Source organism: Streptomyces sp. NPDC051907, assembly GCF_040681075.1.
Taxonomy (GTDB): domain Bacteria; phylum Actinomycetota; class Actinomycetes; order Streptomycetales; family Streptomycetaceae; genus Streptomyces.
Genome location: NZ_JBFAYB010000013.1, coordinates 111,939 through 129,009 on the forward strand (window position 1 = coordinate 111,939; position 17,071 = coordinate 129,009).

General features: G+C 69.0%; 13 protein-coding genes and 1 pseudogene. 4 read left to right on the top strand and 10 right to left on the bottom strand.

Annotated features, from left to right (window positions below):
- Window positions 1–457: 457 nt before the first annotated feature.
- Both AB0M39_RS11010 and AB0M39_RS11015 read right to left on the bottom strand, forming a co-directional pair.
- Entirely contained in the window at window positions 458–937 is a 480-nt protein-coding gene (locus tag AB0M39_RS11010) for an ASCH domain-containing protein (RefSeq protein ID WP_266552329.1), read from the bottom strand.
- Window positions 934–2,994 (bottom strand): GNAT family N-acetyltransferase, encoded by a 2,061-nt coding sequence (locus tag AB0M39_RS11015; RefSeq protein WP_365362560.1) that lies wholly within the window; start codon window positions 2,992–2,994, stop codon window positions 934–936. The genes AB0M39_RS11010 and AB0M39_RS11015 overlap by 4 nt, the downstream gene beginning before the upstream one ends.
- A gap of 274 nt (window positions 2,995–3,268) precedes the next feature.
- On the opposite strand from AB0M39_RS11015, the gene AB0M39_RS11020 reads away from it, so the two are divergent.
- Complete coding sequence (locus tag AB0M39_RS11020) at window positions 3,269–3,793, top strand: hypothetical protein (protein WP_365362562.1); 525 nt, start codon at window positions 3,269–3,271, stop codon at window positions 3,791–3,793.
- Window positions 3,794–4,416: 623 nt separating this feature from the next.
- A complete protein-coding gene (locus AB0M39_RS11025) occupies window positions 4,417–5,634 on the top strand; it encodes a hypothetical protein (protein WP_365362564.1) in 1,218 nt (405 codons plus the stop codon).
- Window positions 5,635–5,742: 108 nt separating this feature from the next.
- Here AB0M39_RS11025 and AB0M39_RS11030 read toward each other — a convergent pair whose 3' ends face one another.
- A complete protein-coding gene (locus AB0M39_RS11030) occupies window positions 5,743–7,071 on the bottom strand; it encodes a class I SAM-dependent RNA methyltransferase (protein ID WP_365362566.1) in 1,329 nt (442 codons plus the stop codon).
- Between the two features lie 144 nt (window positions 7,072–7,215).
- A complete protein-coding gene (locus AB0M39_RS11035; protein WP_365362568.1) occupies window positions 7,216–9,264 on the bottom strand; it encodes an APC family permease in 2,049 nt (682 codons plus the stop codon).
- A gap of 333 nt (window positions 9,265–9,597) precedes the next feature.
- Here AB0M39_RS11035 and AB0M39_RS11040 point away from each other — a divergent pair, with 333 nt between their 5' ends.
- A complete protein-coding gene (locus tag AB0M39_RS11040; protein WP_365362570.1) occupies window positions 9,598–10,266 on the top strand; it encodes a TrkA family potassium uptake protein in 669 nt (222 codons plus the stop codon).
- Window positions 10,266–10,946, top strand: a complete 681-nt coding sequence (locus tag AB0M39_RS11045; protein WP_365362572.1) for a TrkA family potassium uptake protein — start codon at window positions 10,266–10,268, stop codon at window positions 10,944–10,946. The genes AB0M39_RS11040 and AB0M39_RS11045 overlap by 1 nt, the downstream gene beginning before the upstream one ends.
- 268 nt (window positions 10,947–11,214) lie before the next feature.
- On the opposite strand, the gene AB0M39_RS11050 is transcribed toward AB0M39_RS11045, so the two are convergent.
- From AB0M39_RS11050 to AB0M39_RS11075, 6 genes and pseudogenes are all read right to left on the bottom strand, one after another.
- Window positions 11,215–11,958 carry a DUF3159 domain-containing protein gene (locus AB0M39_RS11050; protein ID WP_365362574.1) on the bottom strand — a complete coding sequence of 248 codons (744 nt, stop codon included), beginning with the start codon at window positions 11,956–11,958 and terminating at the stop codon, window positions 11,215–11,217.
- A 3-nt stretch (window positions 11,959–11,961) separates the two neighbouring features.
- On the bottom strand, window positions 11,962–12,378 hold the full coding sequence (locus tag AB0M39_RS11055) for an OB-fold nucleic acid binding domain-containing protein (RefSeq protein ID WP_365362576.1): 417 nt from the start codon (window positions 12,376–12,378) through the stop codon (window positions 11,962–11,964).
- 33 nt (window positions 12,379–12,411) lie between these two features.
- Window positions 12,412–13,095, bottom strand: a complete 684-nt coding sequence (locus tag AB0M39_RS11060; RefSeq protein WP_365362586.1) for a response regulator — start codon at window positions 13,093–13,095, stop codon at window positions 12,412–12,414.
- Between the two features lie 164 nt (window positions 13,096–13,259).
- A complete protein-coding gene (locus AB0M39_RS11065) occupies window positions 13,260–15,803 on the bottom strand; it encodes a sensor histidine kinase KdpD (RefSeq protein WP_365362578.1) in 2,544 nt (847 codons plus the stop codon).
- A gap of 268 nt (window positions 15,804–16,071) precedes the next feature.
- Window positions 16,072–16,755, bottom strand: coding sequence for a potassium-transporting ATPase subunit C (locus AB0M39_RS11070; RefSeq protein ID WP_365362580.1), 684 nt, complete (start codon window positions 16,753–16,755; stop codon window positions 16,072–16,074).
- A gap of 4 nt (window positions 16,756–16,759) precedes the next feature.
- A pseudogene (locus tag AB0M39_RS11075) lies at window positions 16,760–17,071 on the bottom strand (potassium-transporting ATPase subunit B); the annotation flags it as partial.

Below are 17,071 nucleotides of genomic sequence, written 5' to 3' on the forward strand. Positions count from 1 at the left end.
GCGAGATGAGTCGGGGTTGAACGTCAAGTTCAACGAGCTCGTGCACGGTTGGCGGTGAGACGTCGGGCCTGGATGGTTGATCATGGTCGGGTGGTGGGGAACTCGACGCGTGCGGTGATCATCAGCAAGCGGCGGATCACGGGCCTAGGCATCACGAGCCGCTCCTCCATGTCTCTGAGCGCGGCGACGATCGGATGAGGAGAAGTAAGCCGCGCGGGAACCGGAACCACCGAGGCGTCACCCGCCGGCTTCCGGCTCCGCGAGTCGGGGTGTGATCCCGTCGCGCACCCACCACGGACCGTCTTCCCCAGGAGACCTGGTCGCCATCGGCTCAGGCGTGGCCGTGGCAACGCTCTTGGCCCTGCTGCTCAACGCAAGTCCTGAGCAGCCCCCCACGCCCGTCGGCCGCCCTGACGTCAGCGCCACCTCGCCCGCACGTTAGAGAGTCGCAATCGGCCTAGGCCGGTGTCAGGTCGTTCCATGCGCCTTGAAGGGCCGCCCCGGTCACCGGTGCCGCCTCAGCGACCTTCCGGAGGTCTTCACCGGTCAAGTACCGGTAGCTCTGCGGCGGATGGAACGATCCCGAGGCTCGCAGGGCGGCCAGCGGTACCGGGGCCTCGAAGGTGATCGGTTCTTCGAGAGACAGACCGCTGGCCTGGGTCGCTCCACTCATGTACTCGTCGTACTCACGCCGACTGATCCCAGCGCTCGTGCGGTTGGCCGACCAGACCTCCCGCGGCGAGGCCACCTGCACGGAAGAGATCCGCGCCATGCCCACAATGGCCATCGTGGGCGCGGTTGCGTACAGGAGCACAGGAGTTCCCGGTGGGGCGGCGACGCGCTGCCGGCGAACCTCGACCGTCTTGGTCCCAGCCAGGATCGCCGTGGCAAACCGAGGGTGGACGGACAGCAGCATCGCGCGCTCCGGATCACTCACGTCTTTCGGTGCCCCTCTTCGTACATGGCCTGGAACAGCGTGTTGCTGATCTTCGACAGCTGCATCGGCGGTACCCACCGTAGTCCCAGCCCCTTGGCCAACGCGGTCATTCGTGCATGCGTCACCTGTACGGGAAAGATCTCCGTGTCCGAAAACCTCAACGCCATGGCCTTGCCCGACACATCGGCTGCGGCACGCACTTCGGCATGACCATATACGCCAAGGTGTTCGAATCTCGAGAAGAGGGTGTCGGGGTCGTCGATGACGACCTCGTCGAGGCGCGAGCAGCCGATGACCATCTTGCCCTGCTGCCCGGAAGTCCCCTCACTGACGTACCACAGGATCCGGGCGGGAACGCTTTCTCCTCGGTGTCCGGACGAGCGGTAGTAGACGTGCTCGCGGCTGATGCCCAGTACGTCGTCCCGGGGAACGAGCATGGCCGGAATGTCAAAGAGCTCCGTGGACCAGCGCGGCTTGATGGGTGCGATGAAGGAGGGCAGGGCCGTGTCGGTCAGTTTGGCCGGCCACCACACCCGCTCGGCCATGCTCGCGATCTCGGGCGACACGCGATCACCCAGCCGTGGCGTCGACCGCCTCATCCGGCCCGCGATCTCCGCGGCCTTTTCCGAGACCGCCTCAGCAGGTCCGCAGACGTCGACCAGGAGTGCGGTGAAGCCGCTCTCGTCCTCGGTGAAACCGTCGGCGCCGGCAGCCGCCATCGCCGTCGGCGACAGGAACGGATCGGTGATACGGACCGCCTGCGCCCCTCGCTCCCGGCCAAGCCGCTTGAGCATGAACAGCAGTTGCCGTGCAAGTGTCTCCTCCAGCAGGTGCGACGCCGTACGGAGGAACGCGACGTTCAACGTGCGGCCGTCCATCGCCCAGACGTAAAGGGCCACCGGATACCCCTCTCCGTCCCGGAGCAACTCCCTGCGCCACAGCACCCCGTCATTGGCGAGGCTTTTCAGCCGCTCTGCGAAGCCCGTTCCACGGTCGCCCTCGGCCTGGTCGAAGAAGGCGACCAGCTCTCCTTCACCGCCTGGCGCGATCTCCTCGGCGGAGAAAGCAGTGCCCATGAGATCCGCAGGACGGTACACCTGGGCCTGGCGCAGTTCGTCCACATGCAGCGTGACCACAGCCGGCGAGACGACCTTGACCCGTGCGACATCCCAGGCGATGTCCGCCAGAGCCGCCAGTGCGGGATCGCGCGTCACCAGCACCTGGAGCCCGGCACACGACGTCTCGGCCACGTAGCGCAAGCGGGCGCGCTGCCAGCCATCGAGGGGGACATCAGGCAGCTCCTTTCTCACCGCCGCGGCCAGTTCCTCCAAGCGGATGGCCACGGCAACGCTGTCGGGAGACAGTGACCGCAACTCGGCAAGCCCCGCACGCTGATGGTTGCGCCGCTCACGCTCCTCGACATCACGCACATCGTGCAGAAGCTGCGGAGTAAACGCGAGCTCGATCAGGTCGGCGAGCCACCCCGCTTCGAGAGCACGCGACTCCGCAACCGCGCGCTCCGTACCCGCACCGCGCAGCCCGGCGAACACGCCATGGTCGACGGTCACCACCAGCAGCGCATCACTCTGGGCCTCGGTGAACAGATCCTCGTGCCCCAGGTCGAGCCACCAGGTGTCCAGCGTCTCCTTGTCCTTGCCCCGCCCCAGGCTCTCACCCTTGGGAACAAAGCCCAGCGCGGTCCACATACCGCTGAGCCCATAGTCGCGCCGACACTTCGCACGAATACCAAGCCGATGAGTATGCCGCGCGCGGATCGCCTCGATCAGCTCACGAGCAACACCCCTGCCTCGATGCTCCTCGGCCACGCACAAATGAGCCAGACGAACATACAGACTCCGCTTAGGCAGCCCGAAGAGCGCGTAACCGACGACCTCCTCGTCATCCACAGCCACCAGCAGGCCGCCGTCCTCGGCGTGCCTACGGTAGGCAGGCGGTGTGAGCAGACCCAGATACTTCGTGTATCGGTCGCCCAAAGCGACAACCGCGTCCAGCAACTCCAGCTGTTCCGCAGACACCGGCAGCACTCTGATCGCCATGTTCCCCCTCCGGTTCTCTCAACCGACAATGCCCCAGGACGGCATACTGCCCAACACCGTCAGTGCCGAGCCACCGATTGATCAAAACCGGCTAAATGGCGGGAACTCACCAGACAGCCCGCAGCGATTCCTGTGACCGCAAATCCGAACAACCATCCCGGCTCTCTGGGCCAGTACACACTCCGGCGGTCACTCATGGGCAGAATCCGCGAGCTGGTTGATCAAGACCGATCTTCTCCACAGCCGCGTGGACGCCGCTTCTACGCTTGCCGTCATGCGCGAAGTCGAGTACCGGAGCAGCAGGGTTCCGTTGGAGGAGTATGAACTCACGCGCGGGGACCACCGCCGTCAGAAGCAGAGCGAGGAGATCAGCGAGTGGGCTCGGCGTCAGGTCGAGGAGGACGACGCCAAGTGCCGTGCAGATCCGGAGAGGACGGAGCGTCGTCGCCAGGCGTTCGAGAACGTCGCGAAGCTGATGCAGTCCTTTAAGAAAGCCGACCACGAGATCATGCGGTGGCGTGTCCGGCTGTACTGCGGCCACATCATCGAGACGGAGGCGCACTACACGTATCCCGACCCCCTCTCGGCCGGGTCATACGGCAGGCGATGCTCTGAGTGTGGGAAAGACCGGCAAACAATCGTGGCCTTCGAACCCATCGGACTGCGTGGCGAGCCACCGGAAGCAACAGAGCCCCTACCTCCAGCACCCCCGAAGAAGCCGACACGAGCCGAACTCGAACGACGCCTTAAGACGCTGGAGAAGGAGAACGAACGGTTGCGCGCGGAGCTCAGTGGCTGAATGCGCCGGCCGAAGCCCCCGGGGTGACTCGCCAGCAGCTCACGGAGGCCGAAGTGACGGCAAGGGCGGAATTCGACGCCCGCACGGGCATCCAGTTCGCCCACACAATGACAACTCATCGCTTCCTTCGGCGAAGAGCCGGCCACGCACCGGTCGGCGTTACGCCGCCATCGCCGCGTACACGCGGCCCGCGTCAGCCCCAGCTCGTTCGAGCGAACTGTTTCGAACCGCCCGTCGCTGACCAACGGAACTGACAACATGCCGCCGCCGTACGTCAACTTCAACTCGAAGGCGGGCCATTGGAGCGGCAGGTCAATGAGCGGCAACTGTCAGTGCTGCAGTGGGTGGGAGCCGGGTGTCCTGCTGGCGTTTGGGAGACCAGCGCCTACAAGACCACGTGTCAGGCACTGCAGAACCGGGGCCTGGTCACTGTCTCCCGGAAGGGCGGGCAGTGGAGCGTCGCCCTGACGGGTGCAGGCCAGCACTACCTGGCGCACGGCACCTACCCTCCCCGCGGGTCACGCCCGCCCAAGACCCAGGCCACCGCTCCACGACCCCGGTCCCCCCGAGCGCACGAAACTCCGGCCACCGGGCGGACGTCAAGCCCTCCATCACAGCCTCGTATGACGTTCACGGAACAGCTGCTGCAGGAGCTTGCGGACGCCGGCGGCCGGATCGTCAAGAGCGGCAGCGGCCCGGACTTGGAGAAGTGGCCGTCCCGCGTCGCCGCGGCACGTAGGTCCAGAAGGGTCCCGGAGACAAAGGAGCTATGCGGGGGTTGGTGCCGTGGCGGGTACGAAATCAAGCTCGTCGACATCCCCGCCTGGCGCCTTGCCGTCCTCAAACCCATCTCCGTGCCGTCGCGGCTCGCGCATCCGCACAGCGTGGTACAGGCCATGCAGAGCGAAACCCAACCGCTGGGCCTCACGAAGCCCGTCCAAGGACGTGCCCTCCGGCTCGTCCAGGCGCTGATCACTGCTGCCGAGGCCGCGGGACATTCCACTTCTGCTGGACGGACCGGCTTCGCGCCCCCGTCTCATCGCCGCCGCAGGGCATCTCCCCATTTCACCCTGACCGCACGGGGCCAGACCGTGGGGTTCCTTGTCCTCCAGGAGCAAGACCGGGCCGAGCACGTCGCCACCGAGAAGGAACTCGCCGCGGCCAAGAAGGACTCCTGGGTCAGGATCCCCCGCTTCGACTACACGCCGTCCGAGCGGCTCCGCTTCGTCCTCAGCGGCGGCCAGCCGCACCGGGCGAGCGAATGGGCCGACGCCCCGGGCCGCTCCCTCGAAGAGCAGCTCGCCGAGATCGCCCAAGAGGTCACGCTCCGCGGCGAGGCCGCTGAACGCAGACGCCAGGACGAGATCGAAGCGGCATGCCAGAAGCGCATCCGCTGGGAAGCCGCCATGGAAGAAGCCCGCATCCGGTACGCGGAGGCGTACCGCGTCAGGCACTTCGAAGCGCAGGAAGCGGCTTGGCGCCACGCCACCCGATTGACCGAGTACGTAAGCACCGTGCGCGCGCGTCGAGGCCATGCCGCCGGGGCAGGTCAGAACCGACGCCGAAGCATGGATCTGCTGGGCAGCGGCCACAGTCGAGCGCCTCGACCCGCTGAGCTCACCACCCCGGTTGCCCGACGTTCCAGAGCCGCGAGCCGACGACCTCAGGCCCTTCCTCGCGCACTGGAGCCCTTACGGACCCACCTATTGAGCGCCCGCTCCGCCAACGTCCGACCGGCCGAACTACGGCATGCAGGAACTCGGCCTCCTTCGAGTTCCTGCAAAGACAGCCCGCGGGCACGCGCCCTCCACCTGGCACGACCTGCACAGTCAGTCAGGTGACATCCCGTCAGAACGAGCGTCATTTGAGCGTCACGAGCGTCATTTCAGCGTCAAGATATCGCCCGTAACGCCCACACCGCACATAATGCGCACGCACAAAACCGCAGGTCAGGAGCCCTTTGCGGCCGGTTCGAGGATGGCGACACACTCCACGTGATGCGTCATCGGAAACAGGTCGAACGCCCGCAGCGTCCTCGGCTTGTAGCCCTCCGTCGCGAAGTACGCCAGGTCCCTCGCCAGTGCCGCCGGGTCGCAGGCCACGTAGGCGATGCGGCGTGCGCCCAGGGAGGCGAGGTGCTTGACCGTCTGCTTGCCCGCGCCCGCGCGGGGCGGGTCGAGGACGATCAGGTCGACCTCGGTGATGCCCGTGCGCGGGAGGATCTGCTCGACCTTGCCCTGCTCCACGCGGACGCGGTCGAAGTGCTGGAGGTTGTGGCGGGCGTCCTCCACCGCGCGCTTGTTCGTCTCGATGCCGAGCACCGCGCCCTTCTCGCCCACCCGGTCCGCCAGCGCGCCCGCGAAGAGGCCGACGCCGCAGTACAGGTCGAGGGCCGTGTCGCCCTTGCGGGGCAGCAGGCCCTGCATCACCGCGCGCATCAGCGTGTCCGCGGCCTTCGGGTGGACCTGCCAGAAGCCGCCGTTGCCGACCCGGTGGGTGCGCTCGTCCGCGCGCTCGCGGACGAAGGCGCGGCCGTGCACCCGGTGCACCCCGCCGTCCTTCTCGTCCACGCGGAGCACCGAGACCGGCTTGTCCAGCTCCACGAGGGGCAGCCGGGCGCCCGGGCGCGGGGTGAGGATCACCTGGCGGTCGCCGGAGCCGGACGCCGCGATGGCCTCGACCGTCGCCATGCCCTCCCAGAGCCGTTCCTCGATGCCCAGCTCGCTCACGCCCACCGAGGCGATCATGCAGTGCTCGATCGGCTCGACCTCGTGCGAGCGGTGGCGGCGCAGGCCCACGTGGCCCGCGTCGTCGATGGCGTACTGGACCCGGGTCCGCCACTGCGGGACCTCGCCGGGCGGCAGCTTGTCGCCGTCCGCCGGCATGACCGTGCCGTCCCAGCCGGCCTCCTCGGGCGTGAGGCCCGCGAGCCGCTGGAGCTGCTCGGCGATGACCTCGCCCTTCAAGCGGCGCTGCGCGCCCGGCTTGGCGTGCTGCCAGTCGCAGCCGCCGCACTGGCCCGGCCCGGCGTACGGGCAGGGCGCCGGGACCCGGTCCTTGGACGCCTCCAGCACGCGTACGGCGTCGGCGCGCAGAAAGCGCGAGTCCTGCTCGCCCTCGGTGACGCGAGCGACGACCTTCTCGCCCGGCAGCGCGTGCCGTACGAACAGCACGCGCCCCTCCTCGGTACGGGCGATGCAGTGGCCGCCGTGGGCGACCGGGCCGATCTCGACCTCGTACTCCTGCCCGACCAGCGAAGACTCAGGTGCGTTCTGCATGGCGGGGTGACTCCAGAAGATCAAAGGAAAACGGCCGGACAACAGCCCACCAGTCTACGTGGGCTAGGTCCGGCCGCTCGCCACAAGCATGCACGCGCACAGACAGCTGTCAGCTCGTGGCACTGACCACTGCCCGCTGAGCTCTCAGCTCTTGGAGCTCGGCTCCTTCGGCCTCTCGTTGACGGGTCCGCGTCGCACCGAGCCCGGCGCGTTCCAGTCCTGGCGCTTCTTCGCCCGCTCCTTGGCCGCCTCGGAGGAGACCAGCTGGTACGGCACCGAGGTCACCATCACGCCCGGCGTGAACAGCAGCCGCCCCTTGAGCCGCAGCGCGCTCTGGTTGTGCAGCAGGTGCTCGTACCAGTGACCGACCACGTACTCGGGGATGACGACGCTGACCACATCGCGCGGGCGGTCGCGCCGCAGGCCCTTCACGTACTCGATGATCGGCCGGGTGATCTCGCGGTACGGCGAGTCCAGGATCTTCAGCGGCACGTTGATGCCCCGCCGGTCCCACTCCTCCTTCAACGCCTTCGTCTCGGCCGCGTCCACGCTGATGCTGAGCGCCTCCAGCTTGTCGACGCGCATCAGCTTGGCGTAGGCGAGGGCGCGCAGGGTCGGCCGGTGGATCTTGGAGACCAGCACGATGGCGTGGACGCGCGAGGGGCGCACGGTGTCGTCGCTCGGCTCGTCCGGGGCGGCGATCTCCTCGGCGACCCGGTCGTAGTGGCGACGGATCGCGGACATCGTGCCGTAGAAGATCACCATGCCCAGCAGGGCGACCCAGGCGCCGTGCGTGAACTTGGTGGCCAGGACCACGACGAGCACCAGGCCGGTGAAGAACGCGCCGAAGGTGTTGATCGCCCGGGAGCGGATCATCCGGCGGCGGGCGGCCTGGTTCTTCTCGGTCTTCAGATGCCGGTTCCAGTGCCGGACCATGCCGGTCTGGCTGAGCGTGAAGGAGACGAAGACGCCGACGATGTACAGCTGGATCAGCTTGGTGGAGTCCGCGCCGTAGAGCCACACGAGCAGGATCGCGGCGCCCGCCAGCAGCACGATGCCGTTGGAGAAGGCGAGCCGGTCGCCGCGGGTGTGCAGCTGGCGGGGCAGGTACCGGTCCTGGGCGAGGATCGAGCCGAGCAGCGGGAAGCCGTTGTACGCCGTGTTGGCGGCCAGGAACAGCACGAGCGCGGTCGCTGCGGCGAGGACGACGAAGAGGAACGTGCCGTCTCCGAAGACCGCGGCCGCGACCTGTGAGATCACCGGGTCCTGGACGTAGTCGGCGCCGACCGGCGTGCCGTTCTCGAGGAGGTCCTGCGCGGGCTTCTCCGCCATCTTCACGTCGGTGGCCATGGCCAGGCCGATGATCCCGCAGAACATGGTGACGGCGAGGGCGCCCATCAGCGCGAGGGTGGTCGCCGCGTTCTTGCTCTTCGGCTTGCGGAAGGCGGGGACGCCGTTGCTGATCGCCTCGACGCCGGTGAGCGCGGCACAGCCGGAGGAGAAGGCCCGCAGCAGCAGGAAGACCAGGGCGAAGCCGGCCAGTCCCTCGTGCTCGGGCTTGATCGCGAAGTCGGCGGTCGGGGCCTTCATGGTGTCGTCGAGGACGAGGCCCTTGAACGCGCCCCAGGCGATCATGATGAAGACGCCGGCGACGAAGACGTACGTCGGGATGGCGAAGAGCTTGCCGGACTCCTTCACCCCGCGCAGGTTCATCAGCGTCAGCAGGATGATTATCCCGATGGCGCACATGACCTTGTGCTCGACGACGAACGGGATCGCGGAGCCGAGGTTCTCCACTCCGGAGGAGATGGACACGGCGACGGTGAGCACGTAGTCGACGAGCAGGGCGCTGGCGACGGTGAGGCCGGCCTTGGGGCCGAGGTTGGTGTTGGCGACCTCGTAGTCGCCGCCGCCGCTCGGGTAGGCGTGGACGTTCTGCCGGTAGGAGGCGACCACGGTGAACATCAGGACCACGACCGCGAGCGCGATCCACGGGCTGAAGTGGTAGGCCGACACACCCGCGATGGAGAGCACCAGGAGGACTTCGCCCGGCGCGTACGCCACGGACGACAGCGGGTCGGATGCGAAGACAGGTAGCGCGATGCGCTTGGGGAGGAGCGTTTCTCCCAGCTTGTCGCTGCGCAGAGCCCGGCCGATCAGGATCCGTTTGGGCACGTCGGTCAGTTTGGACACGCAGAGGATCGTAAGCGTTCTGGATGAACGACGCCCAACCACCACCCCCCGGACCTCGACTCGATCCCCCGCGGTCTCCCGCGCGGACCCGCTCCCGGACGGCTTCTGGACTGTTCCCGGGCGGCTGCCGGACTGTTCCCGGGCGGCTCCCAGACTGTTCCCCGGGCGGCTGTCAGCTGCCGGAATCCAGGGCTCAGCACGGCGATCCAGGGCTCAGCACCGCACAGGGGTCCCCCACCGGACCGCGCGTGTGTAGCTTGGGCCGCGGTCTGAGACCCTAGTGAAGGCTTGAGCGAAGCCATAGAAAAACAACTGACAGCCGGAAGGACGGTCGTGCACATCGTCATCATGGGATGCGGGCGAGTGGGAGCCGCTCTCGCGCAGACCCTGGAGCAGCAGGGGCACACGGTCGCCGTCGTGGACCAGGACCCCACGGCCTTCCGCCGCTTGGGCTCCGGGTTCGGCGGCCGCCGCGTCACCGGGGTCGGCTTCGACCAGGACACGCTGCGCGAAGCCGGCATCGAGGACGCGGGCGCGTTCGCGGCGGTCAGCAGCGGAGACAACTCGAACATCATCGCGGCCCGCGTGGCACGCGAGATGTTCGGCATCGAGAACGTCGCCGCCCGGATCTACGACCCCCGCCGCGCGGAGGTCTACCAGCGTCTGGGCATCCCCACCGTCGCCACCGTCCGCTGGACCGCGGACCAGATGCTGCGGCGCCTGCTGCCGTCCGGCGCTGAGCCGCTGTGGCGGGACCCGAGCGGCGGGGTGCAGCTCGCGGAGGTGCACATCGCGCCGTCCTGGATCGGTCACAAGGTCAGCGCGCTGCAGGAGGAGACGGGCGTGCGCGTGGCGTTCCTCACCCGGCTGGGGGAAGCCGTGCTGCCGACGTCGCAGACGGTGCTGCAGGAGGGCGACCTCGTCCACGTGATGATGCGGACGGACGAGATCCAGAAGGTCGAGGCGGCCTTCGCCCAGGGCCCTGAGGAGAGTGGTCACTGATGCGAGTGGCTATTGCGGGCGCCGGCGCGGTGGGTCGTTCCATCGCGGGCGAGCTGCTGGAGAACGGACACGAGGTCCTGCTGATCGACAAGGCGCCGACGGCGATCTCGGTCGAGCGGGTGCCGCAGGCGGAGTGGCTGCTGGCCGACGCGTGCGAGATCACCTCGCTGGACGAGGCGGCGCTGCAGCGGTGCAACGTCGTGATCGCGGCGACGGGCGACGACAAGGTCAACCTCGTCGTCTCGCTGCTGGCGAAGACGGAGTACGGGGTGCCGCGGGTGGTGGCCCGGGTGAACAACCCCAAGAACGAGTGGCTCTTCAACGAGTCGTGGGGCGTCGACGTGGCCGTCTCCACGCCGCGTCTGATGTCGGCGCTGGTGGAGGAGGCGGTGAGCGTCGGCGACCTGGTGCGGCTGCTCCGCTTCAGCCACGGCGACGCGAACCTGGTGGAGCTCACGCTGCCGCCGGAGTCCGCGCTGGCGGGCACGTCGGTCGGCGATGTGGCCTGGCCGGAGGACACCTCCCTGGTCACGATCATCCGCGGCTCGCGGGTGCTGACGCCGGGCCCGGAGGAGACTCTGGAGGCGGGCGACGAGCTGCTGTTCGTGGCCGCGCAGGCGCGCGAGGAGCAGCTGGAGGACCTGCTCTCGGTCCGCCGGGAAGAGGAGCCGCAGAGCTAGTCGGGCCGCTGGTCGGCTGGCTTGTCGGCATGCTGGTCGGCTCGCTGCCGGACAGCACGCGGGCGGGTCGGCAGCCGGCGGCGCGTCGAGTACGACGGGTTCTGGTACGTACGAGATCGCTCGGCACGACGAACGCGCGGCAGGACGAAGGCTCCGTACGACGAAGACTCGATCCCGAGAACGGCTCCGTACGGTGAACGCTCCGTACGACGAAGGGCCCGGGAACCATCTGGTTCCCGGGCCCCTTCGCGTCGTGCTCGCCGCTCGGCTACTGCTCGCGTCTCGCCGCGGACGCCTCGCGCTCCTTCTCCGCGCGCTCCTCCGCCTCCATCTCCGCGAAGACGTCGATCGGCGGCGGCGCCTTCGCGAGGAAGAGCCACGTGAGATAGACGGCCAGCAGGAACGGCGGGATCTTGAGGGCCACCAGCACCCAGCCCAGCTGTTCCGTGTCCGCCCACCAGTAGAGCGGGAAGAGGATCGCGCACTTGGCGAGCAGGATCAGGCCCCAGGCCCAGCTCGCCTTCGCGTACGCCTTCTTGCGGCCCGGGTTGCGGGTCCGCCAGGAGAGGTTCTCCTTGAAGACCGGTCCCAGGATCAGGCCGACCAGCGGGACGCCCGCGATCGTCGTCACGATGTACGCCACCGCCAGGCCCAGGGTGTACAGCATGCCCGGCAGGTAGAAGTCCTTGGCGTTGCCGGTCATCATCGCGAAGACGACGCCGAACGCGACGCCGAAGACCCCGCTGAACGCGTGCTTGACCGTGTCCCTGCGGACCAGCCGCACCGCGACGAGCAGCACGGACACCGTCAGGGCCGCGATGGCCGAGATGTGCAGGTCCTTGTTGATCGTGAAGATCGTGACGAAGAGCAGTCCGGGCAGGACCGTCTCCACCATGCCCCGCACTCCGCCGAACGCCTCGAACAGCGCCGCCTCTGTGACGGCCTTCGCCTGCGCGTCGGCGTCGCCGCCTTGTTCCTGGTTCTGCGTGGTCGGCTTGTCGACAGACGTCACCGGCTACTCCTGTCCGAGCGGTCGGAGCTCGTATTTGGGGTTGAAGAGCACCCGTCGCCCGTGGCTCATCGAGATACGGCCCGAGGCTATGAGCCTACGGCCCGGCTCGATGCCCACGATCGAACGGCGGCCGAGCCAGACGACGTCCAGCGGGGCCGTGCCGTCGAAGAGCTCCGCCTCCAGGGCGGGCACGCCCGCCCGCGGTCGCAGGGTGACCGTGCGCAAGGTACCAGTCACCCGGACGATCTGGCGGTCATCGCACTCGGCGATGCGGATACACCCCGATGCCTCGGCGTCCTCCTGCAGCTCCTCGGACTCGAGGTCCTGCTGGGAGGTGGACAGCCGGTCGAGCATGCGACGGAACCGGCCGGCCGGCTTCGCCGCCCTGCCCGGATTCTCCTGACGGGGTACGGCACTCATACAGAAAGCCTACCGGCCGGCCCAACCCCTGAATCAACGTTCGAAGCGGTATCCCATTCCGGGCTCCGTGACGAAGTGCCGGGGGTGCGAGGGGTCCGCCTCGAGCTTGCGCCGCAGCTGGGCCATGTACACCCGCAGATAGTTCGTCTCCGTGCCGTACGAGGGCCCCCAGACCTCCTGGAGCAGCTGTTTCTGGCTGACCAGGCGCCCGGTGTTGCGTACGAGGACCTCCAGCAGGTGCCACTCGGTCGGGGTGAGCCGTACGTCGCGCCCGTCCCGGTGCACCTTCTTCGCCGCGAGGTCGACGGTGAAGCCCTCCGTCTCGACCGTCACGACGTCGTCGTCGCCGCCCACCGGCTCCGCCCTGCGGACCGCGGCGCGCAGCCGGGCCAGCAGCTCGTCCATGCCGAAGGGCTTGGTGACGTAGTCGTCCGCGCCGGCGTCCAGCGCCTCGACCTTCTCGTCGGAGGTGTGGCGCGCGGAGAGCACGAGGATCGGGACGCGGGTCCAGCCGCGCAGCCCCTTGATCACCTCGACGCCGTCCATGTCGGGCAGTCCGAGGTCGAGCACGACGACGTCGGGGTGGCGGGCCGCTGCCAGCTGAAGCGCCGTCGCGCCGTCGGGCGCCGCGTCCACCTCGTACTTGCGCGCCTTCAGGTTGATCACGAGGGCGCGTACTATCTGCGGCTCGTCGTCGACCACGAGCACCCGGGTCATTGAGGTCCTGCCTTTCTGCACTGACGTATGCGCCGACGCCTGGGCCGGCGCCGCCGAGGTCGCGGGGGTCGCGGTGGTGGCGGGGTTCGCCGTGGCGGCGGTGGTCGCGGGGGTAGTGGTGGGCGCGGTGGTCGCGGGGGTCGCGGTGGTCGCCCGCGGCTCGGTCATGAGGTGACCCTCGCGGGAAGCTCGGGGCTGACCGGCGCGTGTCCGGGCGCCGCCTTGACGGTGAGGACCATGGTCAGGCCGCCTCCCGGGGTGTCCTCGGCGGCGAGGGTGCCGCCCATGGCCTCCACGAAGCCGCGGGCGACCGCCAGGCCGAGGCCGACTCCCGCACCGCGTGGAGCGTCACCGTAGCGCTGGAACGGCTCGAATATCCGGTCCTTCACCTCTTCGGGGACGCCTGGCCCCCGATCGGCGACCCTCAGCTCCACGCGCGTGCCGAGGGCGCTCGCGGACACGGCGACGGGGGTGGCGTCCGGGCTGTACTTGACCGCGTTCTCGACGATGTTGGCGACGGCCCGCTCCAGCAGTCCCCGGTCGACGGCCACCATGGGCAGCGTCTCGGGGATGTCGAGTACGACGCTGTCGTCCGGCACCCCGACCAGCGCCATGGGGACCACCTCGTCCAGGTCGGTCTCGCGGATCAGCGGGGTGACGGTCCCGGTCTGCAGGCGGGACATGTCGAGGAGGTTGCCGACGAGATGGTCGAGCCGGTCCGCGCCGTCCTCGATCCCCGCGAGCAGCTCGGCCTCGTCGGCCTCGGACCACTCCACGTCCTCGGACCTGAGCGAGGAGACGGCGGCCTTGATGGCGGCCAGCGGCGTACGCAGGTCATGGCTGACGGCGGCGAGCAGCGCGGTCCGTATCCGGTTGCCCTCGGCGAGCCTGCGCGCCTCCTCCGCCTGGCCGACCAGCCGCTGCCGGTCCAGGACGACCGCGGCCTGCGCGGCGAACGCGGCGAGCACCCGTCGGTCCTCGGCGGGCAGCACGCGCCCGGAGAGCGCGAGCGCCATGTCGTCGCCGACGGGCATGTCCACGTCCGCGTCCTCGGGCCGGGCGACGGCTCGGGGCCCGACGCTGCCCGCGCAGGTCCACGGGTCGACGTCGCTCTGCCGCTCCAGCAGCGCCACGGACTCCATGGCGAAGGTCTCGCGGACCCGCTCCAGCAGGGCGTCCAGGGTGGTCTCGCCGCGCAGCACGCTGCCGGCCAGGAAGGAGAGGATCTCCGACTCGGCCCGCAGCCGGGCGGCCTGGTGGGTCCGGCGGGCGGCCAGGTCCACGACGGAGGCCACCGCGACGGCGACCGCGAAGAAGATCACGATGGCGACGATGTTCTTCGGGTCGGAGATCGTCAGCGTGTGGGTGGGCGGCGTGAAGTAGTAGTTCAGCAGCAGCGATCCGACGGCCGCGGAGGCGAGCGCCGGCAGCAGCCCGCCGAGCAGGGCGGAGACCACGGTCAGGAAGAGGAAGAGCAGGACGTCGTTGGCGAGGCCGAAGGCGTCGTCGACTCCGGTGAGCACCAGCGAGAGCAGCACGGGCGCGACGACGCCCACGAGCCAGCCGGCGATGATCCGGGAGCGCCCCAGGCGGGCGCCGCGGGCGACGGGCAGGCCGCGGCCCTTGCCCGCCTCGTCGTGCGTGACGATGTGGACGTCGAGGTCGGGCCCGGACTCGCGGGCGACGGTCGCGCCGACGCCGGGTCCGAAGACGTACTGCCAGGCTTTGCGGCGGCTGGAGCCGAGCACGATCTGGGTGGCGTTGACGCCGCGTGCGAACTCCAGCAGCGAGGAGGGCACGTCGTCGCCGATGACGTGGTGGAAGGTGCCGCCGAGGTCCTCGACCAGGGTCCGCTGGACGGTCAGCTCCTTGGGGGACGCGGAGGTCAGCCCGTCGCTGCGCGCGATGTAGACGGCGAGGATCTCGCTGCCGGAGCCCTTGGCGGCCACCCGGGCCGCGCGCCGGATCAGCGTCCGGCCCTCGGGCCCGCCGGTGAGGCCGACGACGATGCGCTCGCGGGCCTGCCAGGTGGAGCGGATGTCGTGCTCGCCGCGGTACTGCTGGAGGTACTCGTCGACCCGGTCGGCGACCCAGAGCAGCGCGAGCTCGCGCAGGGCGGTGAGGTTGCCGGGGCGGAAGTAGTTGGAGAGGGCGGCGTCGACCTTGTCCGACTGGTAGACGTTCCCGTGGGCCATGCGGCGGCGCAGCGCCTGGGGCGACATGTCGACGAGCTCTATCTGGTCGGCGCGGCGGACGACCTCGTCGGGGACGGTCTCCCGCTGCCGTACGCCGGTGATCGAGTCGACGACGTCGCCGAGCGACTCCAGGTGCTGGATGTTGACGGTCGATATGACGTCGATGCCGGCGGTGAGGAGCTCCTCGATGTCCTGCCAGCGCTTGGCGTTGCGCGAGCCGGGGACGTTGGTGTGGGCGAGCTCGTCCACGAGGGCGACGGTCGGGCGCCGCTCCAGGACCGCGTCGACGTCCATCTCGGTGAAGAGGGCGCCGCGGTACTCGATCTCGCGGCGCGGGACCTGCTCCAGGCCGTGCAGCATCACCTCGGTGCGGGGCCGCCCGTGGTGCTCCACGAAGCCGACGACGCAGTCGGTGCCGCGCTCGACGCGCCGGTGCGCCTCGGAGAGCATCGCGTAGGTCTTGCCGACGCCCGGCGCCGCGCCGAGGTAGATCCGAAGCTTGCCGCGTCCCATGGCCCCATTGTCTTTCAGATGCTTCCGCGCCCGCTGTGTACGCTGCGTCGACCTTAAGGCCAGAGTTTCGGACAAGTCGGGCACACGGCAGCGTTGAGCTGCTGATTTGACGGGATTCTGATGCGGTCGCCGGGTACGCCGGAGGCGCTTTCCCGGCGACCGCATCAGGTCCGTCTGTGTCTGCTCTGTCCGTGTCTGCTCTTGTCCGTGTCCGGCCTGTCTGAGTCTGGCCCGTCGGTGTCGCCCGTCTGGGCCAGCCCCGTCCCCGTCAGCTCTTCGCGGCGAGCGCCTTGAGGGCGATGTTGAGCTGGAGGACGTTGACGCGGGGCTCGCCGAGGAAGCCGAGGGTCCGGCCGTCGGTGTGGTCGGCGACGAGCTTGTCGACCGCCTTGACGTCCAGGTTGTTCTTCGCGGCGACGCGGTGGACCTGGAGCTTCGCGTACTCGGGGGAGATGTGCGGGTCCAGGCCGGAGCCGGAGGAGGTGACGGCGTCGGCCGGCACGTCCTCGGGCTCGACCTGGTGGCCGGGGACCGAGTTGTCCTTGACCACGGCGGCCTTGGCGTCCTTCACCCAGGCGATCAGGTCCTGGTTGTCGCCGGACCGGTTGGTCGCGCCGGACAGGATCAGCGTGTACTGGGGGTTGACGCTGTTGGAGCCGAGGCCGTTGGACGGGCGCGGCTGGAACCACTTCAGGTCCGGGACCGCCGCCTCCTCGGCGTCGTCCGGGTCCTTCTTCGGCAGGTTGTAGGTCTGCCCGATGAGGTCGGAGCCGACGACCCTGCCGCTCGCGTCCCTGACCTCGGAGCCGTTGGCCTTGTCGTGGAAGGCGACCTGGGCGATGGCGGTGACGGCCAGCGGGTAGAGCACGCCGGTCACCACGGTCAGCACGAGCAGGGCGCGCAGGCCCGCCCAGAGCAGACGCCCTGCGTTTCCTACGGAGTTGTTGGTCATGGCTTCAGCCGATTCCGGGGATGAGGGAGATGAGCAGGTCGATGAGCTTGATGCCGACGAACGGGGCGATTAGGCCGCCCAGTCCGTAGATCCCGAGGTTGCGGCGCAGCATCCTGTCCGCGCTGGTCGGCCGGTAGCGCACGCCCTTCAGGGCGAGCGGCACCAGCGCGACGATGATCAGCGCGTTGAAGACGACCGCGGACAGGATCGCGGACTCCGGCGAGGCCAGGCCCATGATGTTCAGCCTGTCCAGCGACGGGTAGGCGACCGCGAACATCGCGGGGATGATCGCGAAGTACTTCGCGACGTCGTTGGC

Excerpts from the sequence above, each read along its gene's own strand:
- AB0M39_RS11015 (WP_365362560.1), bottom strand. The coding sequence starts at position 2,994 with ATGGCGATCAGAGTGCTGCCGGTGTCTGCGGAACAGCTGGAGTTGCTG.
- AB0M39_RS11020 (WP_365362562.1), top strand. The coding sequence starts at position 3,269 with ATGCGCGAAGTCGAGTACCGGAGCAGCAGGGTTCCGTTGGAGGAGTAT.
- AB0M39_RS11025 (WP_365362564.1), top strand. The coding sequence starts at position 4,417 with ATGACGTTCACGGAACAGCTGCTGCAGGAGCTTGCGGACGCCGGCGGC.
- AB0M39_RS11030 (WP_365362566.1), bottom strand. The coding sequence starts at position 7,071 with ATGCAGAACGCACCTGAGTCTTCGCTGGTCGGGCAGGAGTACGAGGTC.
- AB0M39_RS11045 (WP_365362572.1), top strand. The coding sequence starts at position 10,266 with ATGCGAGTGGCTATTGCGGGCGCCGGCGCGGTGGGTCGTTCCATCGCG.
- AB0M39_RS11055 (WP_365362576.1), bottom strand. The coding sequence starts at position 12,378 with ATGAGTGCCGTACCCCGTCAGGAGAATCCGGGCAGGGCGGCGAAGCCG.
- AB0M39_RS11060 (WP_365362586.1), bottom strand. The coding sequence starts at position 13,095 with ATGACCCGGGTGCTCGTGGTCGACGACGAGCCGCAGATAGTACGCGCC.
- AB0M39_RS11065 (WP_365362578.1), bottom strand. The coding sequence starts at position 15,803 with ATGGGACGCGGCAAGCTTCGGATCTACCTCGGCGCGGCGCCGGGCGTC.
- AB0M39_RS11070 (WP_365362580.1), bottom strand. The coding sequence starts at position 16,755 with ATGACCAACAACTCCGTAGGAAACGCAGGGCGTCTGCTCTGGGCGGGC.